At 72.7% G+C, this 26,809-nt stretch carries 28 protein-coding genes and 1 pseudogene; 24 read left to right on the top strand and 5 right to left on the bottom strand.

Features of this window, described 5'->3' with window-relative positions:
• Nucleotides 1–142: 142 nt before the first annotated feature.
• The 8 genes from DK419_RS21310 (at nt 143) to DK419_RS21275 (ending at nt 6,690) form a co-directional block, all read left to right on the top strand.
• Complete coding sequence (locus DK419_RS21310) at nt 143–658, top strand: DUF3341 domain-containing protein (protein WP_109960865.1); 516 nt, start codon at nt 143–145, stop codon at nt 656–658.
• A 56-nt stretch (nt 659–714) separates the two neighbouring features.
• Nucleotides 715–1,188, top strand: a complete 474-nt coding sequence (locus tag DK419_RS21305; RefSeq protein WP_109962424.1) for a c-type cytochrome — start codon at nt 715–717, stop codon at nt 1,186–1,188.
• Entirely contained in the window at nt 1,185–2,144 is a 960-nt protein-coding gene (locus DK419_RS21300; protein WP_109960864.1) for a hypothetical protein, read from the top strand. Before DK419_RS21305 ends, DK419_RS21300 begins: the two co-directional genes overlap by 4 nt.
• Nucleotides 2,137–2,619, top strand: coding sequence for a hypothetical protein (locus DK419_RS21295; RefSeq protein ID WP_109960863.1), 483 nt, complete (start codon nt 2,137–2,139; stop codon nt 2,617–2,619). The genes DK419_RS21300 and DK419_RS21295 overlap by 8 nt, the downstream gene beginning before the upstream one ends.
• Nucleotides 2,616–3,683: a cytochrome c oxidase subunit II gene (gene coxB, locus DK419_RS21290; protein WP_109960862.1), complete on the top strand. Its 1,068-nt coding sequence runs from the start codon at nt 2,616–2,618 to the stop codon at nt 3,681–3,683. Before DK419_RS21295 ends, coxB begins: the two co-directional genes overlap by 4 nt.
• A gap of 238 nt (nt 3,684–3,921) precedes the next feature.
• On the top strand, nt 3,922–5,613 hold the full coding sequence (gene ctaD, locus DK419_RS21285) for a cytochrome c oxidase subunit I (protein ID WP_109960861.1): 1,692 nt from the start codon (nt 3,922–3,924) through the stop codon (nt 5,611–5,613).
• 10 nt (nt 5,614–5,623) lie between these two features.
• A complete protein-coding gene (locus DK419_RS21280) occupies nt 5,624–6,394 on the top strand; it encodes a cytochrome c oxidase subunit 3 (RefSeq protein WP_109960860.1) in 771 nt (256 codons plus the stop codon).
• Nucleotides 6,391–6,690, top strand: coding sequence for a cytochrome C oxidase subunit IV family protein (locus DK419_RS21275; protein WP_109960859.1), 300 nt, complete (start codon nt 6,391–6,393; stop codon nt 6,688–6,690). The genes DK419_RS21280 and DK419_RS21275 overlap by 4 nt, the downstream gene beginning before the upstream one ends.
• 42 nt (nt 6,691–6,732) lie before the next feature.
• Here the strand turns inward: DK419_RS21275 and DK419_RS21270 are convergent, their stop codons facing one another.
• Nucleotides 6,733–7,074, bottom strand: coding sequence for a DUF1127 domain-containing protein (locus DK419_RS21270; protein WP_109960858.1), 342 nt, complete (start codon nt 7,072–7,074; stop codon nt 6,733–6,735).
• Between the two features lie 144 nt (nt 7,075–7,218).
• On the opposite strand from DK419_RS21270, the gene DK419_RS21265 reads away from it, so the two are divergent.
• A complete protein-coding gene (locus DK419_RS21265; RefSeq protein ID WP_109960857.1) occupies nt 7,219–8,136 on the top strand; it encodes a LysR substrate-binding domain-containing protein in 918 nt (305 codons plus the stop codon).
• 12 nt (nt 8,137–8,148) lie between these two features.
• Here DK419_RS21265 and DK419_RS21260 read toward each other — a convergent pair whose 3' ends face one another.
• From DK419_RS21260 to DK419_RS21250, 3 genes are all read right to left on the bottom strand, one after another.
• Nucleotides 8,149–8,304: a Flp family type IVb pilin gene (locus DK419_RS21260; RefSeq protein ID WP_342587198.1), complete on the bottom strand. Its 156-nt coding sequence runs from the start codon at nt 8,302–8,304 to the stop codon at nt 8,149–8,151.
• Between the two features lie 304 nt (nt 8,305–8,608).
• Nucleotides 8,609–8,875: a DUF3072 domain-containing protein gene (locus DK419_RS21255; protein WP_109960855.1), complete on the bottom strand. Its 267-nt coding sequence runs from the start codon at nt 8,873–8,875 to the stop codon at nt 8,609–8,611.
• Between the two features lie 224 nt (nt 8,876–9,099).
• Entirely contained in the window at nt 9,100–9,987 is an 888-nt protein-coding gene (locus DK419_RS21250; RefSeq protein WP_109960854.1) for a branched-chain amino acid aminotransferase, read from the bottom strand.
• Between the two features lie 210 nt (nt 9,988–10,197).
• On the opposite strand from DK419_RS21250, the gene DK419_RS21245 reads away from it, so the two are divergent.
• The 14 genes and pseudogenes from DK419_RS21245 to DK419_RS21180 all read left to right on the top strand — a co-directional run bounded on the left by DK419_RS21245 (nt 10,198) and on the right by DK419_RS21180 (nt 24,714).
• Nucleotides 10,198–10,857 (top strand): MarR family winged helix-turn-helix transcriptional regulator, encoded by a 660-nt coding sequence (locus tag DK419_RS21245; protein WP_245442604.1) that lies wholly within the window; start codon nt 10,198–10,200, stop codon nt 10,855–10,857.
• Entirely contained in the window at nt 10,854–11,585 is a 732-nt protein-coding gene (locus tag DK419_RS21240; protein ID WP_109960853.1) for a response regulator, read from the top strand. Before DK419_RS21245 ends, DK419_RS21240 begins: the two co-directional genes overlap by 4 nt.
• 5 nt (nt 11,586–11,590) lie before the next feature.
• On the top strand, nt 11,591–12,961 hold the full coding sequence (locus tag DK419_RS21235; protein WP_109960852.1) for an ATP-binding protein: 1,371 nt from the start codon (nt 11,591–11,593) through the stop codon (nt 12,959–12,961).
• Nucleotides 12,962–13,055: 94 nt separating this feature from the next.
• Nucleotides 13,056–13,250 (top strand): annotated as a pseudogene (locus tag DK419_RS29585) (RES family NAD+ phosphorylase); the annotation flags it as partial.
• A 304-nt stretch (nt 13,251–13,554) separates the two neighbouring features.
• Complete coding sequence (locus DK419_RS21225; RefSeq protein WP_245442603.1) at nt 13,555–14,571, top strand: glycosyltransferase family 2 protein; 1,017 nt, start codon at nt 13,555–13,557, stop codon at nt 14,569–14,571.
• A complete protein-coding gene (locus DK419_RS21220; RefSeq protein WP_109960850.1) occupies nt 14,568–15,251 on the top strand; it encodes a class I SAM-dependent methyltransferase in 684 nt (227 codons plus the stop codon). Before DK419_RS21225 ends, DK419_RS21220 begins: the two co-directional genes overlap by 4 nt.
• Before the next feature lie 16 nt (nt 15,252–15,267).
• Complete coding sequence (locus DK419_RS21215) at nt 15,268–16,491, top strand: glycosyltransferase family 87 protein (protein ID WP_109960849.1); 1,224 nt, start codon at nt 15,268–15,270, stop codon at nt 16,489–16,491.
• A 99-nt stretch (nt 16,492–16,590) separates the two neighbouring features.
• Nucleotides 16,591–17,577, top strand: a complete 987-nt coding sequence (locus DK419_RS21210; protein WP_109960848.1) for an NUDIX hydrolase — start codon at nt 16,591–16,593, stop codon at nt 17,575–17,577.
• A 144-nt stretch (nt 17,578–17,721) separates the two neighbouring features.
• A complete protein-coding gene (nadA, locus tag DK419_RS21205; RefSeq protein WP_109960847.1) occupies nt 17,722–18,723 on the top strand; it encodes a quinolinate synthase NadA in 1,002 nt (333 codons plus the stop codon).
• Nucleotides 18,720–20,306 carry an L-aspartate oxidase gene (locus DK419_RS21200; RefSeq protein WP_109960846.1) on the top strand — a complete coding sequence of 529 codons (1,587 nt, stop codon included), beginning with the start codon at nt 18,720–18,722 and terminating at the stop codon, nt 20,304–20,306. The genes nadA and DK419_RS21200 overlap by 4 nt, the downstream gene beginning before the upstream one ends.
• 5 nt (nt 20,307–20,311) lie before the next feature.
• On the top strand, nt 20,312–21,178 hold the full coding sequence (gene nadC, locus DK419_RS21195; protein WP_109962421.1) for a carboxylating nicotinate-nucleotide diphosphorylase: 867 nt from the start codon (nt 20,312–20,314) through the stop codon (nt 21,176–21,178).
• Nucleotides 21,179–21,238: 60 nt separating this feature from the next.
• Complete coding sequence (locus DK419_RS21190; RefSeq protein ID WP_109960845.1) at nt 21,239–22,147, top strand: LysR family transcriptional regulator; 909 nt, start codon at nt 21,239–21,241, stop codon at nt 22,145–22,147.
• Between the two features lie 113 nt (nt 22,148–22,260).
• On the top strand, nt 22,261–23,118 hold the full coding sequence (locus tag DK419_RS21185) for a shikimate dehydrogenase (protein ID WP_109960844.1): 858 nt from the start codon (nt 22,261–22,263) through the stop codon (nt 23,116–23,118).
• A 213-nt stretch (nt 23,119–23,331) separates the two neighbouring features.
• Nucleotides 23,332–24,714, top strand: coding sequence for an MFS transporter (locus tag DK419_RS21180; protein WP_109960843.1), 1,383 nt, complete (start codon nt 23,332–23,334; stop codon nt 24,712–24,714).
• Nucleotides 24,715–24,944: 230 nt separating this feature from the next.
• Here the strand turns inward: DK419_RS21180 and DK419_RS21175 are convergent, their stop codons facing one another.
• Nucleotides 24,945–25,841, bottom strand: coding sequence for a GGDEF domain-containing protein (locus DK419_RS21175; RefSeq protein ID WP_109960842.1), 897 nt, complete (start codon nt 25,839–25,841; stop codon nt 24,945–24,947).
• 319 nt (nt 25,842–26,160) lie between these two features.
• Here DK419_RS21175 and DK419_RS21170 point away from each other — a divergent pair, with 319 nt between their 5' ends.
• Nucleotides 26,161–26,808: a Maf-like protein gene (locus DK419_RS21170; protein ID WP_109960841.1), complete on the top strand. Its 648-nt coding sequence runs from the start codon at nt 26,161–26,163 to the stop codon at nt 26,806–26,808.
• The last annotated feature ends 1 nt before the right edge of the window (nt 26,809 follow it).

The following is a 26,809-nucleotide window of genomic DNA, read 5'->3' as shown; positions in this document are numbered from 1 at the left end:
GCCACATTCGGCGCCTCCCCCTCACCATCGGCTACCGCCTCGCTGCGCACCCGACAGGGGGTGCGCAGCCCTCTCCCCGCCCGCGGGGAGAGGCGATGCGCACGAACCATCGCGCCGTTCCCGTACCCCGGGAGGCGCGCCCGTGACCACGCCCATGCTGGCCGAGTTCGACACCCCCGACGCCCTCGTCGCCGCCTGGCGCCGCGCGAGAGCCGAGGGCCACCGCGCCATCGACGCCTTCACGCCGTTCCCGCTCGACGAACTCTCCGAGGCGTTCGACCCCGCCCCGCGCCGGATCCGGCCGGCGATGGCGCTCGCCGGCTTCGGCGCGGCCGCCGCGATGTACGCGCTGCAATGGTGGAGCGCCGTCCACGACTACCCGCTGAATTCCGGCGGCCGGCCGCTGCACAGCTGGCAGGTCTTCGTGCTGGTGCCGTTCGAGGTCGGGGTGCTGGCCGCCGCCGTCGCGGGCTTCGCGGCCTTCCTCGTCACCTGCGGGCTGCCGCGGCTGCACCACCCGCTCTTCGTGATGCCGCAATTCGAGCGGGCGAGCCAGGACCGCTTCCTGCTCCTCGTCGCCCCGAAGGGCGAGCCCGAACCCCTGCGCCGGCTCCTCGAGGAGGCCGGGGCGGGCCTGGTCGCGGAGACGCATCCGTGACCGGCCGGCTGCTCCTTCTCCCGCTCCTGCTGCTCGCCGCCTGCGACGACCTCTCGATGGCGCGGCAGAAGCGCTACGACGTCTATCGCCGCGCCGATCTCTGGGCCGACGGCGCCGCGGCCCGGACTCCCCCGGAGGGAACGGTGCAGCAGGGCGCGCTCGCCGACGAGGCGGCGCTCGACGATCCGCCGCCGGTCGACGCCGCCCTGCTCCAGCGCGGGCGCGAGCGCTACGAGGCGGTCTGCAGCCCCTGCCACGGGCTGACCGGCCACGGCGACGGCATGGTCGTCCAGCGCGGCTTCCCCAAGCCCCCCTCCTATCACGAGGACCGCCTGCGGGCCGCGCCCGCCCGCTATTTCGTCGACGTCATCACGCACGGCTACGGGGTCATGTACCGCTATGCCAACCGGGTCGAGCCGCGGGACCGCTGGGCGATCGCCGCCTATATCCGCGCCCTCCAGTTCTCCCAGGGCGCCCGGGTCGCGGAGGTGCCGGGGCTGGCCGAGAAGATCCCGGAGGCGCGCCCGTGACCGAGGCCCTCGCCCGCGGCTGGCTCCTCGCCTGGATCGCCTTCGGCGCGGCGCCCGCCGGCAGCCTCGTGCTGCTCCTGATCCACCGCATCACCGGCGGGCGCTGGGGCGAGGCGCTGGCGCCGTGCCTGCGCCCGACCGCCGCCCTCCTGCCGCTCGTCGCCCTCGGCTTCCTCGGCGTCGCGGCCGCACTCCCGGCGCTGTACCCCTGGGCCGCCGATCCGGGGGTGGTGAAGCCGGACGTCGCCGCCCTCTACCTCAACCCGGGCGCGTTCGCGGCCCGCGGCGCGGTCGCCCTCCTCGGCTGGTCGGTGCTGGCCGGGCTGGTGCTCACGGGGCGCTGCACCCGCCTCGTCGCCGGCCTCGGCCTCGCCTTCTACGGCCTGACCGTCAGCCTCGTGCCGATGGACTGGATCCTGTCGCTGGAGCCGCGCTTCACCTCCTCGGCCTTCGGCGCCGGGTTCGCCCTGCACCAGATCCTCGCCGCGCTCAGCCTCGCCGCCGTCGCGAGCCCGCGCGGGCTCGGGGCCGAGACCGCGCCCGACCTCGCCAACCTGCTCCTCGCGACGCTGCTGGGCGTGCTCTACATCGGCCTGATGTCCTACGTGGTCGCCTGGTACGGCGACCTGCCGCCGAAGGCCGCGTATTACCTGCGGCGGGCAGGCAACCCCTATCCGGCGGTGATCGGGGCGGCGGTCGCCGCGGGCGGGATCGTCCCGTTCCTGCTCCTGCTCCTCGGGGCGGTGCGCCGCAGCCCGGGGGCGCTTCGCCTCGTCGGCCTCCTCGTCCTCGTCGGGCTGGCCCTGCGCCTCTGCTGGCTGGTGCTGCCGGCCTGGGGGACGGGCGCGGGCGGGGCGGCCCTCGCCGCCGGCCCGTGGCTCGTCGGCCTCGTGATCGTCGGCCTCCTCGCCTCGCGCCTCGCCGGGCGGTTCGGACGGAGGCCCGGGCATGCCTGACACCGCCGCCCCGGTGCGCGACGACGCGGTCGGCCACGCCGAGGGCCCACCGGAGGCGCCCGACATCCGCGTGAAGCCGGTGCTGCTGACCGGCCTGTTCATCGTGGCCTTCGTCGCCGTGACGCTCGCGGCCCTGCGCTTCTACCGCGACGTCGTCATCACCAGCCCGAACACCGAGCCGGCCCGCACCGTCGCGGGTCCGGCCCTGCAGCGCGACCCGCAAGCCGACCTCGCCCGGCTCCTCGCCGACCAGCGCCGGCGCCTCGACACCTACGCCTGGGTCGACTGGGACCGCGGCATCGCCCGCATGCCGGTGGCCGACGCGATGCGCCGCCTCGCGACGCGCGGCGCGCAAGGTTACGCCGCCCCGCTCCAGCCGGAGCGGGTGCCGCCGCTGGGCAGCCGCGGCGGCGCCGCGAGCCCGCTGCCGCCGCCCGGCACCGTCGCCGCCTCGCCGAGGGAGGTGCGCCGATGACCGGCCTCCTCGTGCCGGAGACGGCCTCCCTCCAGGCCGTGCTGACCGACCGGATCTTCCTCGGCCTCACCATCACCTCGGCCCTGATCCTCGCCCTGGTGGTCGGGCTGGTGCTGGTCTTCTCGATCCGCTACCGCCGCGGCTCGAAGGCGAACCGCCATCCCCTGCCCGAGATCGTCTCGCGCGAGTTCGAGATCGGCTGGACCGCCGCGACGATCTTCCTGTTCGTGTTCGTGTTCTGGTGGGCCGCCTCGGCCCAGATTGGCGCCTACTCGGCCCCGCCGAACGCCATCGAGGTCCACGTCGTCGCCAAGCAGTGGATGTGGAAGACGCAAAGGTCGAACGGCGCCCGCGAGATCAACGAATTGCACGTGCCGGTGAACGCGCCGGTCAAGCTGATCATGACCTCGCAGGACGTGATCCACTCGTTCTTCGTGCCGGCCTTCCGGCTCAAGCGCGACGTGCTGCCCGACCAGCAGACCGAGGCGTGGTTCCAGGCGACCAAGACCGGCACCTTCCACCTGCTCTGCACCGAGTATTGCGGCACCGACCACGCCCGGATGCTCGGCCGCGTCATCGTGATGGAGCCCGAGGCCTACGCAAGCTGGCTCTCGGCGCAGCCCGAGGGCGACGACCTCGCCCACCAGGGCGAGCGCCTGTTCGCCGAGCGCGGCTGCGCCGGCTGCCACGCCCCGGGCTCACGGGTCCACGCGCCGAGCCTCGCCGGCATCTGGGAGCGCCCGGTGCCGCTCGCGGGCGGCCGCTTCGCCACCGCCGATGCGGGCTACATCCGCGATTCGATCCTCCAGCCCGGCCGCGACGTGGTGGCGGGCTACGCCCCCGTCATGCCGAGCTATGCCGGCCTCCTCGACGACGGCGAGATCCAGGCGCTCACCGCCTATATCCGCGCGCTCGGCTCCGAGCCGGCGGTGGTGCGGGTGCCCGGCGCGCCGGAGGTGCGCTCGAACGTGCCGGGCGGGGTGCGCGAGCGCAGCCCCGCGATGGTGCCGGGAGCGCCGGTGCTCGACGTGCCCGCCCCGGCGGGACCGGGGTCGAGGCCGTGACGAGGACAGACGCCCATCCCCTCACCCCTCTGCGGGGGAGGGTGGCCCGCGGAGCGGGCCGGGAGAGGGGCGGCGCGACATCGATCCAGGGTCCGCCCTTCAGAACGGCTCAGTCATTTCCGGAAGCGTGGTTCCCCTCTCCCGCCCCGCGCACGAGTGCTTCGCACTCGCAGCGGGGCACCCTCCCCCGCAGAGGGGGGAGGGTTCAGGGCGTGGGAGATGACATCGGAGGCTCCCCATGAGCACCACCGCCAGCCCCACCGGCCTCGCCGACCCGGACGAGCTCGATCTCGGCCTGCCGGTCAGCTACCTCGCCGACGGGCACAGCGTCCGCTCCTGGCTCCTCACCACCGACCACAAGCGGATCGCGATCCTCTACGCGGTCACCATCACGGTGTTCTTCTTCATCGGCGGGGCCGCGGCCACGCTGGTGCGGCTCGAACTCGCGACGCCCGAGGCCGACGTGCTGCGGGCCGACACCTACAACAAGCTGTTCACGCTCCACGGCGTGGTGATGGTGTGGTTCTTCCTGATCCCCAGTATCCCCAACACGCTCGGCAACTTCCTCGTCCCGCTGATGATCGGGGCGCGGGACGTCGCCTTCCCGAAGCTGAACCTCGTCAGCTGGTACCTCAACCTCGGCGGCGGCCTGCTCGCGGTCGCGGCGCTGATCCTCGGCGGGGTCGATACCGGCTGGACCTTCTACGTCCCCTATTCCACGGTCTTCTCCAACACCTGGGTCTCGCTCACCGTGCTCGGCGTGTTCACCACCGGCTTCTCGTCGATCGCCACGGGGGTGAACTTCATCGGCACCATCCACCTGCTGCGGGCGCCCGGCATGACCTGGTTCCGCCTGCCGCTCTTCGTCTGGGCGATGTACACGACGAGCCTGATGTTCGTGCTGGCCACGCCCGTGCTCGCCGTGACCCTGCTGCTGGTCCTCGCCGAGCGCACCTTCGGCCTGCCGATCTTCGATCCGGCCCGCGGCGGCGACCCGATCCTGTTCCAGCACCTGTTCTGGTTCTACTCGCACCCGGCGGTCTACATCATGGTCCTGCCGGCGATGGGCGTGGTCTCGGAGCTGATCACCTGCTTCGCGCGCAGAAAGGTGTTCGGTTACACCTTCATGGTCTACGCCCTGGTGGCGATCGCGGTGATCGGCTTCTTCACCTGGGGTCACCACATGTTCACCTCGGGCATGTCGCCCTATGCGGCGCTGGTCTTCTCGTTCCTGTCCTTCATCGTGGCGGTGCCCTCGGCGATCAAGGTGTTCAACTGGACCGGCACGCTCTATCGCGGCCAGGTCGGGTTCGAGTCGCCGATGCTCTACGCGCTGGGCTTCGTCGGGCTGTTCACCCTGGGCGGGCTCACCGGCCTGTTCCTCGCCTCGATCCCGGTCGACGTCCACGTCCAGGACACCTACTTCGTCGTCGCGCACTTCCACTACATCATGGTCGGCGCCTCGGTCTCGGCCTATTTCGGCGGCCTGCATTTCTGGTGGCCGAAGATCACCGGCCGGACCTATCCCGAGACCTGGGCCCGCTTCGCCGCGATCCTGATGTTCTTCGGCTTCAACCTGACGTTCTTTCCGCAATTCATCGCCGGCTACCTCGGCATGCCGCGGCGCTACCACGTCTATCCGCCGGAATTCCAGATCTGGAACGTGCTGTCCTCGGCCGGCGCGGCGGTGCTGGCCGTCGCCTACCTGATGCCGCTCGGCTACCTCACCTGGTCGCTGCTGTTCGGCGAGCGGGCGACGAACAACCCGTGGGACGCGAGCGGCCTCGAATGGCGCACCACCTCGCCGCCGCCGCGGCAGAACTTCTTCGGCTCGCCCCGGATCCAGGGCGGTCCCTACAACTACCATCCGGAGGGCGTCGCCCCGGTCCACGACCAGCCGCGCCTGCCCTCGCGGGGATCGCTGACATGAGGTCGCCGACATGAGCGGCGCCGACATCCCGGCTCGCTTGCGCGAGGGCCGTACGGATCTCGAGGCTCGCTTGCGCGAGGGCCGTACGGATCTCGAGGCTCGCTTGCGCCAGGGCCGTACGGATCTCGAGGCTCGCTTGCGCGAGCCCTGGAGCGACCTGGAGACCGATGACGCGACCGCCTTCGCGCGCCAGCGCGCCGGCGCCGCCTTGGGCATCTGGATCTTCCTGGCGAGCGAGGTGCTGTTCTTCGGCGCCCTGTTCCTGACCTACACCGCCGCCCGCCTGGCGAATCAGGAGGCCTTCGCGGCAGCGGGCCGCGAGACCAACATCGTCTACGGCACCCTCAACACCGCGATCCTGCTGACCAGCAGCCTGACCATCGCGGTCGCCTCGCAGGCGGCCGAGAAGGGGCTGTTTCGCCGCCTCACCCTCGGGTGCCTCGCCGCCACCGCGGTCCTCGGCCTCGCCTTCCTGGTGGTGAAGGGCTTCGAGTACCGCGAGGACATCGAGAAGCACCTGGTGCCGGGCGCGCATTTCGCCCTGACCCAGGCTCCGGCCCAGATCTTCTTCGCCTTCTACTGGCTCGTTACGGTGGTGCACGCGATCCACCTCGGCATCGGCATCGCGCTGGTGACGCGGCTTGCGATCAAGGGCTGGCGCGATCCCGATTTCTTGGCCGAGAACCCGCAGGTCGAGGTGACGGCGCTGTACTGGCACCTCGTCGACCTGGTCTGGGTCTTCCTCTACCCGATGCTCTACCTGCCGGGACGATCCGGATGAGCTCCAAGCCCGAGACCCCCGGCGCCCTGTGGCGCCGCAACCTCCCGGTCTGGGCCGCGCTGATGGCGCTGCTCGGCGTGAGCACCTGGGCCGCCTACTGGCCGTTCGGGCGCGTCGACACCGCGCTGGGCTTCGCCATCGCGGGGGTGAAGACGGCGCTCGTCGCCCTGGTCTTCATGCAGCTCAGGCACGCCGGCGGCCTCGTGCGCCTCGTCGCCGCCTGCGGCCTGTTCTGGGCCGCGATCCTGTTCACCCTGACGCTGGCCGACGTGCTGAGCCGGATGGTGAACCGGTAGGAGGGAGCGCGCGCTCCCTCCTGCCGGAAGGACGTCGCCGCCTCACGCCTCGCGGGTGCGGCCCTCGACGGCCCGGCCGTCACGGGCGGCGAGGCGCAGGCTCAGGGCCGGCGGCGGAGGCTGGCGCCGGACGCGACGTCGATGCACCAGGGGCACGGTCGGGTCCTGCCGGAACGGCAGGTCGAGCACGCCCTCCACGTCGCTGCGGGTGAGGCCGATGTCTTTCAGCGCCCGGTCGTCGAGCTCGGCCAGGCGGTAGGCGGCGCGGCGGTTGATCCACAGGGTGACGATCCGGGCCACGATCCGGGCGACGATCCGCCCGGCCTTGCGGCCGAGGCCGAGCGCCAGGGAGAGGATACCGAGGGGGGCGAACGTGATCGTCATCGTGGTCTCCGGCGGGAGCTTTCGGCGAACCTCTTCATGCGCCGGCCTCGCTCTTCCGCGGTGTCCTCGTAGCCCGGCTCGGTCGATGCGTTGAGCGAATGCTTGAGATGTGTCACATCACGGGGATTGATAGGGAGCGAGCCGGTGCATCCCCTCGACATCGACCAGCTCCGGACCCTGGTGGCGATCGCCGAGACCGGCGCGTTCACCCGCGCGGCCGAACAGGTCCACAAGACGCAATCCGCCGTCTCGATGCAGATGAAGCGGCTCGAGGAGCGGATCGGGCGCGAGATCTTCGCCAAGGCCGGCCGCGGCGTGCGGCTGACCGACGACGGCGAGCGCCTGCTCGACTACGCGCGGCGGATCGTGCGGCTGCAGACCGAGTGCCTGGCGACCTTCGAGGAGGGCGACCTCGCCGGCCGGGTCCGCCTCGGCCTGCCGGACGACTACGCCGACCGCTACCTGCCCGAGATCCTCGGGCGCTTCGCCCGCACCCATCCCCGGGCCGAGGTCACGGTGGTGTGCGAGCCCACCGACATGCTGGCCGCGCGGATCGCCGACGGCGACATCGACCTCGCCATCGTCACGGAAGCGAAGGGGCGGCGCACCGTCGAGACGATCCGCACCGAGGCCCTGCTCTGGGTCACCTCGAGCCGTCACGCGGTGCACGCCGCGCAGCCCGTGCCCCTCGCTCTCGGCCGGCCGGACTGCAACTGGCGCCGGGCCGCCATTGAGGCGCTGGAGCGCGGCGGGCGCAAGAGCCGGATCCTGTTCGTAAGCTGGAACTCCACCGCGGTCGGGGCCGCGGTGCTGGCCGGTCTCGCCGTCTCGGTCCTGCCCGAGAGCGCGGTGCGCCCCGGGATGCGGGTGCTCGGGCCGCAGGACGGCTTCGCCAGCCTGCCGGCCTGCCGCATCGGGCTGATGCGTCACCGCGCGGGCGAGCCGAACCCGCTCGCCGACATCCTGGCCGGGCAGATCCGGCAATGTCTGGACAATCTCGGCCTGGACGGCCTCGGCCCGATCGAGCCCGGCCCGGACGCTCCCGGCCTGGCGGCGGAGTGACGGCGGCCGCCTCTAGCCGAACACGGCGAGGATGCGGGTGCTGATGTTGCCGAACAGGCTGCCGGCCGAATTGCCATAGGTGTTGAGCCCCACCGTCAGGGCGAGGAAGATCAGGCCGGCCACCAGCGCGTACTCGATCGCGGTCGCGCCGGATCGGTCGCGCCGCAAGCGCCGGATCGCATCCCTCGCCCGCGATCTGCCACGCACGTCCGGCTTCCTTCTTCCGTCGCGCCGGACATTAGGGCACCACTTCCTCACCAGGCGTTAATGCGGTGTGAGAAACGCGCCCGCCTGAGGATGCTCTTGGAGAGCCGGGTTCTCGGCAAGTCAGGCCCTGGGCAAGTTAGGCCCTGGGCAAGTCGAGCTCCGGGCAAGTCCGGGGTTCCCGGCAAGCCGGGCCCCTGCCGGGCGAGAGCAGGGCCGCGGCGCGGCGGCCCTGCCGTCGTGCCTCGGCGAGGCGGAGCGCGGCCGCTCAGTCCTTTCCGGTTTCCTTGCGCAGGGCGTCGATGCGCTGCGAGGCCTCGGCCTTGTCGAGGTCGGGGTCGAACGCCTCGTCGTCCTTGGCCTGCTCGGCCAGGGTCTTGAGGTAGGAGGCCTGCGCCCCGGTCATCGGCTCGGAGCCGGTGGTCCAGTCTTTCGGATCCTTGATCCGGTTCGAGGTGTCCTTGGGGTCCTGCTTCGGGTTCTCGGTCTCGTGCGTCTCGGCGGCGGTCTTCTTGGCGGCGGTCTTGGTGGTCATGAGGGCTCCCCATGTTCTCCGAATGTTCCGGTCAGACAACGGCGAAGCCCCGGCCCGCGTTCCCGGCTCGAGCGCCGCAGGCGCGGCTTGTTCCCGCAAACCACGAAGTTCATGCGCGAAGGCCCCGGGCGGTCTCCCGCCCGGGGCCTTCGGTTCACGCGATCGATCCCGAGACTCAGGCCGCCCGGAGTCAGGCGGCCTTGCCCCTCAGGCGGCCTTGCCCCTCAGGCGGCCTTGGCCCGCGGCTGCACCTCGGCGGAGTAGTCGTCCATCAGGGTCTTGGTCATCGCGGCCGGGGTGAAGCGGTACTGGGCGATCTCCGAGACCGGGGTGACCTCCGCGGCCGAGCCGGTGATGAAGCACTCGGAGAAGCCCGCCATCTCCTCGGGACGGATGCGCCGCTCGACCACCTCGTAGCCCCGGCGCTTCGCCAGATCGATCACGGTCTGGCGGGTGATGCCGTTGAGGAAGCGGTCGGCCTTCGGGGTGTGGATCACCCCGTTCTGGATGAAGAACACGTTGGCGCCGGTGCACTCGGCGACGTTGTCCTCGAAGTCGAGCATCAGGGCGTCGGCGTAGCCCTTGTTCTCGGCCCGGTGCTTGGAGATCGTGCAGATCATGTAGAGGCCCGCCGCCTTCGAGGCGGACGGCGCGGTGCGGGGATCGGGCCGGCGGTAATCGGCGAGGTCGAGCCGGATGCCCTTCATCTTGGTCGCCGGATCGAAGTAGCTCGGCCACTCCCACGCCGCGATGGCGAGGTGGATGGTGTTGTGTTGCGCCGACACGCCCATCATCTCCGAGCCGCGCCAGGCGACCGGGCGGAGATAGGCGTCCGAGAGGCCGCTCTCCTTCAGGACCAGCTTCTTGGCGGCGTCGATCTCGGCCACCGAGTACGGGACCTCGAAGTCGAGGAGCTCGGCCGAGCGGCGCAGGCGCTGCGAGTGCTCGGTGCACTTGAAGATCTCGCCGCCATAGGCGCGCTCGCCCTCGAACACGCTGGAGCCGTAGTGCAGGCCGTGGCTGAGTACGTGAATCTTCGCGTCCGCCCACGGCACCATGCGGCCGTCGAACCAGATGTGGCCTTCACGCTGGTCGAAGGGAATGACGGACATGACGATGATCCTCGTATGCGTTCGTTTCCGCCTGGCTGGTTCTCGCGCAACGTTCGTGCTTGAGCGGGGCGCGGGGCGTTCGTTCGTTTCGCCGGCGGGGTTGACGCCTATCAACGAGGCTGAGATATGTCAACAAGACTGACATAAATGACGAGGGCCCCCGGAGGGCCGGAATCTCGTCGATTTGGCCCCCGTGAAGAGGTGCGACCCGTGACCCAGGCCGCCCGGACCCGTCCGGCCCCCATGCCGGACGCCGCCAACGAGGACCTGCCGGAGGCAGGCTACTCCCAGGAGGCGCCGGTGCAAGGGCCGATACAAGGGTCCGCGCGCGAGCTTGGGTCCGCGCGCGAGCTTGGGTCGGGCCGCGAGCTGGCGGACGGGTCGTCGGATCGGGAGCAGCCGGCCTACGACCTGATCGAGCTGCTGTTCTTCGCCTATCGCGACTTCGTCGCCGATCCGGACCGCATCCTGGCCGAGTACGGGTTCGGTCGCGCCCATCACCGGGTGCTGCACTTCGTCGATCGCCATCCCGGCCTCACCATCGCCGAACTCCTGGATATCCTGCGGATCACCAAGCAGAGCCTGAACCGGGTGCTGAAGGAATTGATCGAGCAGGGCTACATCGCGCAGCGGACGGGCACGAGCGACCGCCGCCACCGCCTCCTCACCTGCACGCCGCAGGGCCGGGCGCTCGCCCAGCGCCTCGCCGGCGTCCAGGGCGAGCGGGTCCGGCGGGCGCTCGCCGAGGCGGGACCCTCTTTACGCGATCCGGCGAGCCGGTTCCTGCTCGCGATGATCGAGCCGGGCGAGCGCGCAGGCGTGAGCCGGCTGATCGCCGGCGGCGATCCCGCGCCCGAGGTGAAGCCGTGAGCGCCGATCCCGCCATCGCCCCGCGGGCCGAGCTCCCCGACCACGCTCCCCACGTCCTGGTGGTCGACGACGACCGCCGCCTGCGCGACCTGCTCGCCCGCTTCCTTGGCGAGAACGGCTACCGGGTCACGGCGGCGGCGAGCGCCGCCGAGGCCCGGGCGCGCGGGCGCAGCCTCGTCTTCGACGCGGTGGTGCTCGACGTGATGATGCCGGGCGAGACCGGCTTCGACTATGCCCGCCAGATCCGCCTGACCTCGAGCGTGCCGATCCTGATGCTGACCGCGCGCTCGAACCCGAACGACCGGGTCACCGGGCTCGAGATCGGCGCCGACGACTACCTGCCCAAGCCCTTCGAGCCGCGGGAGCTGATCCTGCGCCTCGCCAACATCCTGCGCCGCAACGCCCGCGGGCCGGCCGAGGGCGGGGCCGCCCCCCTCGACGCGGTGCGCTTCGGGCCGTTCCAGTTCCGTATCGAGCGCGGCGAGCTCACCCGCGACGACGAGGCGATCCGCCTCTCCGAGCGCGAGCGCGAGATCCTGACCATCCTGGCGCTCGCCCGCGGCGGCAACGTCGAGCGCGAGGCGCTGACCGGCACCAACGGGGCCGCCAACGAGCGCACCGTCGACGTGCAGATGAACCGCCTGCGCCGCCGCATCGAGGACGACCCGGCCAACCCGCGCTACGTGCAGACCGTGCGCGGCGTCGGCTACCGGCTGGTCCTGGACTGATCGCGATGGCGGCCCCCACCCTCGCCGGGACGCTGCCGGTGCCCCGGCGGGCCTGGCGCCGGCTCGGCCGCGTGATCGGCGACCGGCTGCCGAAGGGGCTCTACGCCCGCTCGCTCATCATCATCATCGCCCCGATGGTGCTGCTGCAATCGGTGATCGCCTACACCTTCATGGAGCGGCACTGGCAGCTGGTGACGCGGCGCCTCTCGGCCGCCGTGACCGCCGACGTCGCGGCCCTCATCGACATCTACGAGAGCTATCCGCAGGACAAGGGCTCCGAGACCCTGGAGCGGATCGCCAGCGAGCGGCTGAACCTCGACGTCGACATCCTGGAGGGCGCCAGGCTCCCGGTGCCGGGCCCGCGGCCGTTCTTCTCCCTCCTCGACGAGGCCCTGTCCGACGAGATCCGGCGCCAGATCGCCCGGCCGTTCTGGATCGACACCGTCGGGCGCTCCAACCTGATCGAGATCCGGATCGAGATCCCCGGCGGGGTGATGCGGGTGATCGCCCGGCGCAGCCAGGCCTACGCCTCGAACTCGCACATCTTCCTGCTCTGGATGGGCGGCTCGTCCCTGGTGCTCCTCGGCGTCGCGATCCTGTTCCTGCGCAACCAGATCCGGCCGATCCTGCGGCTCGCCGACGTCGCCGAGAGCTTCGGCAAGGGCCGCGAGCTGGATTTCCGGCCCCGCGGCGCCCGCGAGGTGCGCAAGGCCGGCCACGCCTTCATCGAGATGAAGCGGCGCATCGAGCGGGCGATGGAGCAGCGCACGACGATGCTCAACGGGGTGAGCCACGACCTGCGCACCATCATCACGCGCTTCCGGCTCTCCCTGGTGCTGCTGCCGCAGACCCCCGAGATCGAGGACTTGCAGCGCGACGTCGACGAGATGAGCCGGATGCTGGAGGCCTACCTCGCCTTCGCCAAGGGCGATTCCGGCGAGCCGGCCTCGGCGATCGATCTCAGGGCGCTGCTCGAGGACGTGCGCACCGACGTGGAGCGTCTCGGCGGCCACGTCTCGGAGGTGACGCTGGAGGGCCAGTCGACCGTGACGGTCCGGCCCGACGCGTTCCGGCGCTGCCTGTTCAACCTCGCGGCCAACGCGGCGCGCTACGGCGACACCATCGCGATCACCGCCCGCCAGGAGGCGCGCTGGCTGGCCGTCTCGATCGACGACGACGGCCCGGGCATCCCGCCCGAGCAGCGCGAGGAGGTGTTCAAGCCCTTCGTGCGCCTCGACGACGCCCGCCAGGATGCCGGCGGATCGGGCCTCGGCCTCGCCATCGCCCTGGACATCGCGCGCGCCCATGGCGGCGACGTCGCGCTCTACGACAGCCCGCTCGGGGGCCTCAGGGCGACGGTGCGGGTTCCGGCCTGAGAGCCCGGTGGAGCGGCACGGGCCGGCTTGCACACGCCTGCTTGTACCAGTCCAGATCTGGACCAGATCCGGCACGCCGCGCCCGGCGGAGGACTACGCCGCCTCGCAGCGTTTCGGCGAGGCGGTGCGGGCGTCGGGCGGGCACGGCATCCTGTACGACAGCCTGCGCCACGCCGGCGGCGCGAACGCCGTCGCCTATCGCCCCCGGGGCGTCCTGGAGGTCGCGCAGGGCGACCACTACGCGATCACCGTGCGGGCCGCCGCCCCGCGGATCGCGGCGCGCCGCCTCGCGGGCTCGCGCGTTTTCCGGGGCACGAGGACGGTTCGGTGCAGCCGAGGCGCACGTGTCCTCGTAAGCCGCCTCCCCTTTCCCGGATCTCTTCCGCTGACGCTACAGTCGTCCGGGAAAGGGGGTGGCGCATGAAAAGCCGCAAGCCCGTGGGGCACGGTTGCGCCGCCGCGGCGTGGCCTCCGCCGCGACGCGATCAGGCGGTGCTCTCTACGCCAGCCACGCTCAACCGCCCGTTAACGCACCGGATTCTAGGGTCGCGCGAGGGGGCGGGCCGCCGACGCGCCGCCCCGGCGGGACGCCCATGACCCAAGCCGCCAGAATCCAGGAATCCCAGGTCCGGCGCGAGCTGATGGACCTGCTGCCGCAGGCCACCTTCGTGCGCAACCGCGCCATCGCGGTGCTGCTGCCCTGCCTCAACGAGGAGGCGACGATCGGGCAGGTGGTGGCGGAGTTCCGCCGCGTCCTGCCGGGCGCCACGATCTACGTCTACGACAACAACTCCACCGACCGCACCGCCGCCGTCGCCGCGGCGGCGGGCGCGGTGGTGCGGCGGGAGCGGCGGCCGGGCAAGGGCAACGTCGTGCGCCGGATGTTCGCCGACATCGAGGCCGACCTCTACGTGCTGGCCGACGGCGACCTGACCTACGACGCGGCGGCCGCCGGCCGGCTGATCGACGCCCTCGTGACCGAGCAGGTCGACATGGTGGTGGGCGCCCGCGAGGGCGGCGCCGACGCCTTCGCCCGCGGCCACCGCTTCGGCAACTGGCTGTTCAACCGGCTGGTGATGCGCCTGTTCGGCGACGGCTTCACCGACATCCTGTCGGGCTACCGCGTGGTCTCGCGGCGCTTCGCCAAGTCGTTCCCGGCCTCCTCGTCGGGCTTCGAGATCGAGGCCGAACTGTCGGTCCACGCCCTCGACCTGCGGCTCGCCACGGTCGAGATCGCCCTGCCCTACCGGGCCCGGCCGGAGGGCTCGGCGAGCAAGCTCAGCAAGTGGCGCGACGGGGCGCGGATCCTCGGCAAGATCGCCCTGATGTACAAGGCGGTGCGGCCGCTGCGCTTCTTCAGCGGCCTCGCCGCCGTCATGGCGGCGGCGGGCCTCGTCCTCGGCCTGCCGGTGGCCGCCACCTTCCTGGAGACCGGCCTGGTGCCGCGCCTGCCCTCGGCGGTGCTCGCCGCCGCCCTGATGCAGCTCGCCTTCATGAGCCTGACCTGCGGCCTCATCGTCGACGCGGTCGGCGCGAGCCAGCGGGAGTTCAAGCGCATGCGCTACCTCGACCTGCCGGCCCCGGACGCCCCGCGGGAGATCCAGCCGTGAGCGCCGACGCGACCCTCGACGACAAGTACTACGAGGCGGCGGCCCCCCGCTCCCTCGGCGAGCGCCTGACGGCGGCCGCGCGCGACCGCATCTACGCCGACTTCCTGCGGCTTGCCCGGCCCGCGCCCGGGACCACGATCCTCGACATCGGCGTCTCGGACGTGGTCAACGACGCTGCCAACGTGCTGGAGCGCCGCTACCCCCACCCGGAGCGGATCACCGCGGTCGGGCTCGGCAGCGCCGAGGCGTTCCGGGCCGCCCATCCGGCCGTGGCCTACCAGCGGGTCGCCGCCGATTGCCGCCTGCCCTTCGCCGATGCGAGCTTCGACGTCGCGACCTCGAACGCGGTGCTGGAGCATGTCGGCAGCCCCGCCAACCAGCGCCTGATGCTGGCCGAGATGCTGCGGGTCGCCCACACCGTGTTCCTGACGGTGCCGCACCGCTTCTTCCCGGTCGAGCACCATACCGGCATCCCGCTGCTGCACTACGCCGACGCACCCTTCCGCTTCGCCTGCCGGCGCCTCGGCAAGGCCGACTGGGCCGAGGAGCAGAACCTGATCCTGATGTCGCGCTCGCGCCTCGCCGCCCTGGTGCCGCCGGGACGGCGGGCGCGAATCGGCCATACCGGCCTGCGCCTCGGCCCGGCGAGCTCGAACCTCTACCTCCTGATCTCCGGCTGACCGCCGGGAGGGCCCGATGTCCCCGACCCCCTCCCGGCGCTCCGCCGACCCGACCGTGCTCCTGGTGCTGCTCGGGCTCCTGAGCGCGCTGCCCCTCGTCGTGCGGTTCTACTGGCCGGCCGGGGCGGGGCTCGACGTCACCGGCCACCCGATCGGGCGCGACTTCATCAACAACTGGGTCGGGCCGCAGCTCGCGACCTCGGGCCGGCTCGCCACCCTGTTCGACCTCGACGCCTATCACGCGGCGATCGGCACCCTCTTCGGCGCCCCCCTGCCGTTCCATAACTGGGGCTACCCGCCCTTCACGCTGCTGCTGCTGTGGCCGCTGGGGCAGCTGCCCTACTTCGCCGCCCTCGCGCTGTGGACCGTCGGGCTGTTCGCCGCCTTCGCGGGCGTGACGCTGAGCCGGGTCGCGCCGGGGCGGCGGTGGCGGGCGCTCGTGCTCCTCGCCCTCGCGCCGGCCTGCCTCATCAACGCCGTCGGCGGCCAGAACGGCTTCCTCACCGCCGCGCTGTTCCTCGGCGGCCTGCTCGCCCTCGACCGGCGCCCGGTTCTCGCCGGCATCCTGTTCGGCCTCCTCACCTGCAAGCCGCATCTCGGCCTGGTGCTGCCGCTCGCCCTCCTGGCGCTCGGCGCGTGGCGGACCATCGCCGCGGCGACGGCGACCGCGCTCCTCCTCGTCGGCGCCTCGCTCTTCGCCTTCGGGGTCGAGCCCTGGCGGCACTACCTCGTCGAGACCAGCGCCTACCAGTACAGCCTGCTCGAGCGCTTCGTCGGCTTCTACCCGTTCATGATGGCCTCGGTCTTCGCCGGCGCGCGCACCTTCGGGCTGCCGATGAACGCGGCCTGGATCCTCCAGGCCCTCGTCGCGATCCCGGTCCTCGCCGCGGCGATCTGGGCCGTGCGGCGGACCCGCGATCCCGTGCAGCGGGCCGGCGTGCTCGCCGCCGCCGCGCCGCTCCTGACTCCTTACGCCTTCAACTACGACCTGACCGCGCTCGCGGCGGTGCTGGTCTGGCGGCTCTCGGCCGCGGAGAAGACCGTGACCCGGCCCGGCGCCGAGCCGGGCCGGGTCACGGTCTTCGCCTGGCTCGCCCCGACCCTGATGATGCCGCTGCAGATGATGGGCTTCGGCGGCACGCCGCTCGTGCTGGTGGCGCTGTTCTGGCTCCTGGTGCGCGAGGTCGCCGGCGCCGCGCCGGCCCGGCAGGGCGCGCCCGGCCTCGCCGCGGCGGGGTGAGGCAGGCTCGCCGAGGATCCCGACATCGAGGACCTAACACCGGGCCTGTCGCCGGGCCCGCGCCGTGATAAAGCCCCGGCGAACCGGGGAGAGAGGGCGATGAGCGAGGCGGAGCCGAGGGCGTCGGCACCCATGGTCGGCCTCGCGGCGGCGATCCTGGCGGCGGCCCTGGCCGCGGCTCAGGACGGCACCCGGGACGAGCCGCGGGTCCTGACCGTGCCCGTGCCCGGCCAGCCCGAGGGCCGGGCCGAGGGCCTGCCGGCCGGTCCCCTGGAGCCGGCCCATCCGACCCTGGAACGGGGCCTGCGGGCCTGGGTCGAGCGCCAGACCGGCCAGAGCCTCGGCTACGTCGAGCAGCTCTACACATTCGGCGACCGCAACCGCCGGCCCGGGATCGGGGAGGCGGGCGGCGAGGCGCAGGGCGGCCGGCACGCCCTCTCGGTCGCCTATCTCGCCCTGGTGCGGGAGGCGCGCCCCGCCGCCGATTCGGCCTGGCAGAGCTGGTACCGCTACTTCCCCTACGAGGATTGGCGGGCCGGGCGCCCGCCCGCCCTCGACGCGATCATGGCCCGGCTCGAGGCCTGGGCCGGCGCCGCGGCGAGCCCGGAGGAGGAGCGGCGCCGCGGCGACCGGATCGGCCTGACCTTCGGCGCGGCCGGGAGCGGCTGGAACGAGGAGCGGGTCCTGGAGCGCTACGAGCTGCTGTTCGAGGCCGGCCTCGTGCCCGAGGCGGGAGCCGCGGACCGCGTCGCCGGCCACGCCATGGCCTTCGACCACCGCCGGATGCTCGCCACCGCCCTCGGGCGCCTGCGCGGCAAGATCAAGTACCGGCCCGTCGTCTTCGAGCTGATGCCGCCGGCCTTCACCCTCGGCCAGCTCCAGCGCGTGGTCGAGGCCCTGTCGGGCATCCTCCTGCACAAGCAGAATTTCCGCCGCCTCGTCGCCCAGCAGGGCCTCGTCGAGGAGACCGAGGCCGTCACGGCCGAGACCGGCGGGCGGCCGGCTCGACTCATGCGCTTCCGCCGCGAGGTACTGCTCGAACGCCCCGCCCCGGGCCTGCGGCTGCCCTCCGGCCGATCGGGCTGAGAGCCTTCCGAGGGGCGGCAGGACGCGGGTACTGCGTCGCCTCGCCGCACTTATGCTCAGATGCTGCATATCTCGACAAGCGTTCTGCGGCGGACTAGCCTAGCCGGGTAAATGCTCATTTTGAGCATATCTCGGGAGGCGAGAATGGACGCGTCACTCCTCGATCGGGCGGGAGCCCTGCCCCTGCCGGACCTCTACGAGAAGGTGCGCCACCACGTGCCGGCGATCGAGTGGCCGGCCCTCGCCGACGACGTGGCGGCGATCCAGGCGCTCAAGCGCGCGCGCAACGCCGTGGTGCTGGCGCACAACTACCAGGCGCCGGAGATCTTCCACACCGTGGCGGACATCGTCGGCGACAGCCTGGCGCTCGCCCGCGAGGCGGCCCGGACCGACGCCGACGTGATCGTGCTGGCGGGCGTCCACTTCATGGCAGAGACCGCCAAGATCCTGAACCCGGGCAAGACCGTGCTGATTCCCGATCCGGAAGCGGGCTGCTCGCTGGCGGAGTCGATCACCGCGGCCGACGTGCGGAGCTTGCGCCGCCGCCACCCCGGCGTGCCGGTGGTGACCTACGTCAACACCTCCGCCGCCGTGAAGGCCGAGTCGGACCTCTGCTGCACCTCCGGCAACGCGAGAGCCGTCGTCGAGTCCCTCGGCGCCCCGCGCGTGCTGATGATCCCGGACGAGTACCTGGCGCAGAACGTCCAGGCCGAGCTGCCGGGGATCGAGATCCTGACCTGGGCCGGGCATTGCGAGGTGCACGAGCGCTTCACCGCCGCGGATATCCGCGAGGCGCGCGAGGCCTATCCGGGCGTCACGGTGCTGGCCCACCCCGAATGCCCGCCCGCGGTGGTGGCGGAGGCCGATTTCTCCGGCTCGACCGCGGCGATGCAGGATTACGTCGAGACGCACCGGCCGGCGCAGGTGGTGATGATCACCGAATGCGCCATGGCCGACAACCTCGCGGTCCGCAATCCGGACGTGGCGTTCGTCAAGCCGTGCAACCTCTGCCCGCACATGAAGCGGATCAGCCTGAGGAAGATCCGGCGCAGCCTGGAGGGGCTGACGCACGAGGTCACGGTGCCGGACGCCCTGATCGCCCCGGCGCGCCGCGCCGTCGAGCGCATGCTGGCGGTGCGGCCGTGAGCGCGGACGGGATCGTCGTGGTCGGGTCCGGCGTCGCCGGCCTCGCCACGGCCCTGCGGCTCGCGCCGCTCCCCGTCACCCTCGTCACCGCCGCGCCGCTCGGCGAGGAGACCGCGACCGCCTGGGCGCAAGGGGGCATCGCGGCGGCGATCGGGCCCGACGACGCGCCGGCCCTCCACGCCGCCGACACGCTCGCGGCCGGCGCGGGCCTGAGCGACGAGGGCGTCGCCCTGCGGGTCGCCGAGGCCGGCCCCGGCCTGGTGGCGTGGCTGTCCGGGCTCGGCCTCGAATTCGACCGCGGGCCCGACGGCGCCCCGGCGCTCGGCCTCGAGGCTGCCCATGGCCGCCGCCGCATCGTCAAGGCCGGGGGCGACGCCACCGGCGCGGCGGTGCTGCGGACCCTCGCCCGGGCCGCGGCGGCCTGCCCGTCGATCGCGGTCGTGGTCGGACGGGCGACGGCCCTGGCGCGAGGGAGCGAGGGCCGGGTGACCGGGCTCGTCCTCCGCACGAATCGGGGCGTCGTCGACCTGCCGGCGCGGGCCGTGGTGCTCGCGACCGGGGGCCTCGGCGGGCTCTACCGCTCGACCACGAACCCCGCCGGCGCGGTCGGCTCCGGCCTCGTCCTGGCGGCGCGGGCGGGGGCGGTCCTGCGCGACCCCGAGTTCGTGCAGTTCCACCCGACCGCGATCGCGGTTCCCGGGGGCGGTCCCCTGCCGCTCGCCACCGAGGCCCTGCGCGGCGAGGGCGCGACCCTGGTCGACGCGTCGGGCGGCCGGGTGATGGCCGGCATCGCCGGCGCGGAGCTCGCGCCCCGCGACGTGGTCGCCCGGGCGATCGCACGGCGCACCGCGCGCGGCGAGGCGGTCTTCCTCGACGCGCGCCGCCTCGACGTCGCGCGCCGCTTCCCGACCGTCGCCGCCCTCTGCCGCGCCGCCGGGCTCGACCCGGCCGCAAGCCCGATCCCGGTGCGGCCGGCCGCCCACTACCACATGGGCGGGATCCGGGTGGACGGGGGCGGCCGCGCGTCGCTGCCGGGCTTGTGGGCCTGCGGCGAGGTCGCCTCCACGGGGCTGCACGGCGCCAACCGGCTCGCCAGCAACTCGCTCCTCGAGGCGATGGCCTTCGCCGGCCTCGTCGCGGACGACATCCGGGGTGCCGCTCCTGCGGCCGGGCGAGGCCGTGCTCCGGAGGCGGATCCCACCCCGGCGTCAAGCTCCGCCCCGGACGCGCGGCTGGAGATCCGCGCCCTGATGGAGGCCGAGGTCGGGCTGGTGCGCCACGAGGCCGGCCTCGCCCGGGCGACGCGGCGGCTCGCCGCCCTCGCGCGGGCCGGCTCGGCGGAGGCGACGGCGGGCCTCGTGATCGCCGCCGCCGCCCTCGGCCGGCGCGAGAGCCGCGGGGCCCATTGGCGGGCCGACCACCCGGAGCAGCACCCGCCCCGCCACACCGAGATCACGCTGGCCCAAGCCTTCGCCACCGCGGATGCCTTCGCCACCGCGGATGCCCTGGACGTCTCGGATGCCCTGGCCGCCGCGAACGCCCCCGGCGATCCCCTGCCCTCCCCCCTCGAGGATGCCCGATGACCGACATGCCCACTCTCCTGCCCTCCCTCCCCGCCCTGCCCCGCCTCCTCGTCGAGCCGGTCGTGCGGTCGGCCCTGCTGGAGGATCTCGGCCGCGCCGGCGACCTCACCACCGACAGCATCGTCCCGGCCGCGGCGCGCTTCTCCGGCGCCATCGTCTCCCGTGAGGCCGGCACGGTGGCGGGCACGGACGCGGCGGCGCTCGCCTTCGGGCTCCTCGATCCCGCGGTGACGGTCTCGGTCCTGCGCCCGGACGGCAGCACGGTCGCGCCGGGCGAGGCGGTGATCGCCCTCGACGGCCCGGCCCGGGCGATCCTCTCGGCCGAGCGCGTCGCCCTCAACCTGCTCTGCCGGCTCTCCGGCGTCGCCACCGCGACCGCCTCCCTGGTCGAGGCCGCCCGCCCGCACGGCCGGGCGCGCATCGTCTGCACCCGCAAGACCACGCCGGGCCTGCGCGCGCTCGAGAAGCACGCGGTGCGGGCCGGGGGCGGGGCGAACCACCGCTTCGGCCTCGACGACGCGGTGCTGATCAAGGACAACCACGTCGCGGTGGCGGGCGGCGTCGCCCCGGCGGTGCGGCGCGCCCGCGCGGGCGTCGGCCACCTCGTCCGGATCGAGGTCGAGGTCGACACCCTGGCGCAGCTCGAGGAGGCGCTGGCGGTCGGCGCCGACGCGGTCCTCCTCGACAACATGACCCCCGAGACCCTGCGCCGGGCGGTGGCGATGATCGACGGGCGGGCGGTGAGCGAGGCCTCGGGCCGGATCACCCGCGAGACGGTCGGCGCCGTCGCGGCCGCGGGCGTCGACCTGATCTCGGCCGGCTGGATCACCCACAGCGCCCCGATCGTCGACCTGGGCCTCGACGTGGCGTGACGAAGCCTGGGATAGGAGGGGAGGACCGCCCGTCCCGTCCCGCCGCCCGGAGGCCGCCCGATGTTGACCCTGCGCCAGATCGAGGTCGCCCGCGCCGTGATGGTGACGGGCACCATCGCCGGCGCGGCGCGCCTCCTCAACGTCTCGGCGCCGGGCATCAGCCGGCTGATGAAGTACACCGAGACCTCGCTCGGCATCCGCCTCTTCGACCGGCGGGCCGGGCGCCTCGTGCCCTCCGAGCAGGCGCGCCACGTCTTCGAGCAGATCAACGCGGTCTTCGACAAGGTCGAGGACCTGCGCTTCGTGCTGGAGCGGACGCAAGGGGGAGCGGGCCAGGACCTGCTGATCGGCTCGGTGCCGTCGATCTCCCACGTGATGGTGCCCCGCGCGATCGAGCGGGTGCGCGCGGCCTATCCCCACCTCGTCATCGACATCAACATCCTCAAGCTCGAGGAGGCGATCGACTACCTGCTGCTCGGCAAGGGCGAGGTGGTGGCGATGAGCTACCGCCTCGACCACCCGGCGCTCACCTTCGAGCCGCTGGCCCGCGGCGGCCTGTTCTGCATCGTGCCGCTCGACCACCCCCTCGCGGGCCGCTCCTCGATCTCGGCGGCCGAGATCGTGCGCCACCCCCTGATCGGCATCGACCCGAACGACCCCTACGGCCGGATCATGTCCGACATCTTCCGCGCGCGCGGCCTGTCCTACGGCATCACGATCCGGGCGCGGTTCGGCTCGACGGTGTGCTCGCTGGTGCGGGCGGGCCTCGGCATCGCGGTGATCGACCAGTTCACCATCGCGTACGACGCCTTTCCGGGCATCCGGGTGCTGCCGATCGAGGAGGCGCCGGTCTTCGAGACCTGGATCGCCATGAAGGCCGGCACCGCGCTCAGCATGTTCGCCGCGAGCTTCGTGCGCCTCCTGCGCGAGGAGATGGCGCGGCCGGGGCAGGTCGCCGCCGATCCGTAACATGATGTTACGATCCTCGCGCAACTTGGTACTCAGGATGAGGGCGCAACGGCGGTAAGGTGCGGTCCAGGGAGAGCTCGCCACGGGCGGGCGCGAAACTGAAGGGCCGCCACATGGCTCACGGACAGGCCAGACCCATCCTGCTCGGGCTGATCGGATCGCCGATCGCCCATTCGGCATCCCCGGCGATGCACGAGGCCGCCGCCGAGGCGGTAGGGCTCAAGGCCCATTACCAGCTCATCGACGTGCCCGGGGCCGATGCCGCGCAGCTGCGCGCCCTGCTGTCGGCCCTGCGCCCGATCGGCTTCTCGGGCGTCAACGTGACCTTCCCGTACAAGGAAGCGGTGCTGCCGCTCCTCGACGAGCTGTCCCCGGGGGCGCGGGCGGTCGGCGCCGTCAACACGGTCGTGGTCCGCGACGGGCGGCTCATCGGCCACAACACCGACACGACGGGCTTCGCCCGCGCCCTGGTGCAGGCCTTCGGGCCGGCGCCCGAGGGTCCCGTGGCGCTGATCGGCGCCGGCGGCGTCGGCAAGGCGGTGGCGGTGGCGCTCGCCCGCTTTCCCGGGCTCGAGATCCGGATGGTCGATGCCGACCCGGCCAAGGCCGAGGCGGTGGCGGCCTCCCTCGCCGGCCACGCGGAGGTGCGGGTGTGCCGGACCGTCGAGGAGGCGGTGGACGGCGCGAAGGGGATCGTCAACGGCACCCCGGTCGGCATGCTGCCGGATCGCGGCACGCCGGTGCCGCCGGCCCTGCTGCGCCCCGGGATGTGGGTGGCCGACGCGGTCTATTCCCCGCTCTGGACGCCCCTGCTCGCGGGGGCGGCGCGGATCGGCGCCCGCACCATGACGGGCCGGGAGCTCGCCATCCACCAGGCCCTCGACGCCTTCGCGCTGTTCACCGGCCGCGAGGCGCCGGCCGCCGCGATGGAACGGGCCTTCGACCGCGCGGTGGCGCCGCTCGCCGCCTGAACCCGGCGCCGCCCGGCCGCCCCCGAGCTCGGCCTTGCCCTTGCGTTCGCGCGCCGGATATGGAATTGCGCGCAACAGGCTTTGATTGAGATTTACTTTACGCCATTCGACCCCATACCCTCGAAGAAAAACCAAGCTGACCTCGACCGCGACCCAAGGCCGCCCGGCTTCCGAAGGCGGCACCGACCCAATCCACCCAAGGAGGAACCCCCGATGAGCGCCGTACCGGCAGGACATACCCACGACCGTCAGCAATCGAAGAAGGCCGCCGCGAGCGCCTGGATCGGCTCGGCGCTGGAATACTACGACTTCTTCATCTACGCGACGGCGGCCTCGCTGATCTTCCCGCAGCTGTTCTTCCCGTCGAACAACCCGACGGTGGCGATCGTGGCCTCGCTCGCCACCTACGGCGTCGGCTACGTCAGCCGGCCGATCGGCGCCTTCGTGCTCGGCCACTGGGGCGACACCCACGGGCGCAAGCAGGTGCTCGTCCTGTGCATGTTCCTGATGGGCTTCTCGACCATCGCGGTCGGCCTCCTGCCCACCTACAGCCAGGTCGGCATCCTCGCCCCGATCCTGCTCGTCATCCTGCGGCTGATCCAGGGCTTCGCCGTCGCCGGCGAGATCTCGGGCGCCAGCTCGATGACCATGGAGCACGCTCCGTTCGGCCGCCGCGGCTTCTTCGCCAGCTTCACGCTCCAGGGCGTCCAGGCCGGCCAGATCCTCGCCGCCGCGGTGTTCCTGCCGCTCGCCGCCTACATGCCGACCGAGGCGTTCAACTCCTGGGGCTGGCGCATCCCGTTCCTGCTCAGCTTCATCGTCATCATCGTCGGCTACATCATCCGCCGCGAGGTCGACGAGACCCCGGCCTTCGCCGAGGAGGAGAAGCAGGGCGAGGTCGCCCGCGCCCCGATCGTCGAGGCCTTCGCCACCTCCTGGCCCGACATGCTGCGGGTGGTGTGCATGGCGCTGATGAACGTGATCCCGGTGGTCACCACGATCTTCGGCGCCGCCTACGCGGTCCAGGCCGCCTACGGCATCGGCTTCCACAAGGACGTCTACCTCTGGATCCCGGTGCTGGGGAACATCCTGGCGGTTGTCGTGATCCCGATGGTCGGCAACCTGTCGGACCGGATCGGCCGGCGCCCGCCGATCATCGTCGGCGCGCTCGGTTCGGGCCTCCTGTCCTTCGGCTACCTGTACGCCATCAGCATCGCCAACGTGCCGCTGGCGATCGTGATGTCGCTGCTGATGTGGGGCGTCGTCTACCAGGGCTACAACGCGGTCTTCCCGAGCTTCTACCCCGAGCTGTTCCCGACCCGCACCCGCGTCTCCGCGATGGCGATCTCGCAGAACGTCGGCACCGCCATCACGGCGATGCTGCCGGCCCTGTTCGCCACCGTGGCGCCCCCCGGCTCGGCCAACATCCCGCTCACCATCGGCTCGATCGCGCTGGCGATCACCGCGGTGGCGGCGGTCGCGGCCTTCAGCGCCCGGGAGACCTACCGCATCCCGATGAAGGATCTCGGCCAGCCCCGCGCGGTGCCGATGCCGCAGGCCGAGTACGACCGCCTGCGCAACCAGGCGATGGCGTGAGGCGAGACCGGCCCGGGCGCGGCCCGGGCCGGCGATCGAGACGAGGTGGTGCGGGCCGGGCGCGATCGCGTCCGGCCCGTTTCACGCGATCACAGGACAAGGCGGCACTCCGCCGAACGTCGAATGCCTGTCGAGAACGTCCCGTCCCACTCGTTGCGTCAGCCCGGAGCCCGGGATACCCGGAGCGCGGGACGACTCGGAGTATGTCGGAACCGAGGCCTGCTCAGCCTTCAGCTCACCCGGTCGAGCTGGCGCCCCGTCTCCGCCATCACCCGGTTGCGCCCGCCAGCCTTGGCCGCGTAGAGCGCCCCGTCGGCGCGGGCGAGCAGGGTCTCGAGGGTGTCGCCGGCCGTCCAGGCGGTGAGGCCGAGGCTGCAGGTGACCGGGATCGGGCCGCGGCGGCCCGGCACGCGCAGGCGGGTGCAACCCTGGCGGATCCGCTCCGCCACCACGCCGGCGCTGCCGAGGCCGTGGCCGGGCATCAGCACGGCGAATTCCTCGCCGCCGATCCGGCCGGCGAGGGCGCCGGTCTCCTTCAGCAGGTCGGCGACGGCGCGGATCACCCGGTCGCCGCCGTCGTGGCCGTGCCGGTCGTTGATGCCCTTGAAGCTGTCGATGTCGATCATCAGGGCGCTGAGGAGGTCGCCCGCGGCGAGCGCCGCGAGGCAGGCCTGCGCCCGGCGCACGAAGCCGCCGCGGTTGAGGAGCTGGGTCAGCGCGTCGGTGTCGGCGTCGCGGATCAGCTGGCGCTGCAGGCTCAAGGCGCGCTCGACCACCCGCAGGCGCGCATGCAGCGCGATTCCCTCCGGGGGCTTCATGATGAAGTCGTCCGCGCCGCTGTCGAGCACCTCGCCGAGGCGCCGTCCGGCGCGGTCGGCCGACATCGCGATCACCGCGAGCGGCCGCGTCGTGCCGGCGAGCGAGCGCAGGGCCCAGCACAGTTCGAGGCCGCAGAGCGGCGCGACCTCGAGGCTGGTGATGACGCAGGCCACGTCCTCGTGCTCGGCCACGTGGGCGAGCGCCCGCTCGGAATCGGAGAACGCCTCGACCCGGTGCCCGCCCTCCTCGACGAGGCGGGCGACGGTCTTGCGGAGGATCGAGCCGGGTTCGACGAGGACGACGCGCATCGGACCTTGCAGGGGATCCGGCCGCGCTCGCGCCCGGCCATCGATGACATTTTCACGCTCAGTCGTAGGGCACAGGGCATAAAGGGCGGTTAAACACCGGCCCACACTCCTGTGGATCTTGACACCTATTGTGTCACCCGGGGCCTAACGGATTCGAGTCAGGATGCTGACTCGAGAAACTTGCACGGCCGTGATCGGACAGAGGTGCTTCGCCCGCCGGCCCGGCCGCGGGGCCGGGGCGTCCCCAGTCCCGAGATGCTGGATTTCGCCGGCCAGATAGGGCATCGGGCGTGACATCCCCTTCGAGACACGGCGCCTCATGACCGAGACTTCCCCGATCCCGCAGGCCGCGCGCCCGAAGCTCGTCCTGGCCTCGGCCTCGCCCCGGCGCCTCGCCCTGCTGCAGCAGGCGGGGCTTGAGCCGGACGCCCTGCTGCCGGCCGATCTCGACGAGGCGCCGCTGAAGGGCGAGAAGCCCCGCGACCTGGTGCGGCGGCTCGCCCGGGCCAAGCTCGACGTGGCGGTGGCGGCGGCCCGCGGCAGCGAGGAGCTGCGCCAGGGCTACGTCGTGGCGGCCGACACCGTCGTGGCGGTGGGCCGGCGCATCCTGCCGAAGGCCGAGGTGACCGACGAGGCCGCGGCCTGCCTGCGGCTGCTCTCCGGCCGGGCCCACCGGGTCTACACCGCGATCTGCGTCGTCGGCCCCAGGGACCGGCCGCGCGAGCGCCTGGTCGAGACCCGGGTGCGGTTCAAGCGCCTCTCGGCCCGCGAGATCGACGCCTACCTCGCCAGCGGCGAGTGGCGCGGCAAGGCCGGCGGCTACGCGATCCAGGGGCTCGCCGGCTCCTTCCTGGTCAAGCTCGTCGGCTCCTACAGCGCCGTCGTCGGCCTGCCGCTCTACGAGACGGTCGGCCTGCTCGAGGGCGAGGGGTTCCCGGTCCGCGGCGCCTGGCGCGACGCGGCCTGAC

This window comes from Methylobacterium terrae (assembly GCF_003173755.1).
GTDB classification, from domain to species: Bacteria; Pseudomonadota; Alphaproteobacteria; order Rhizobiales; family Beijerinckiaceae; genus Methylobacterium; species Methylobacterium terrae.
Note: the sequence above shows the minus strand (reverse complement) of the source record. Positions and strands in the feature narration are given on the sequence as shown.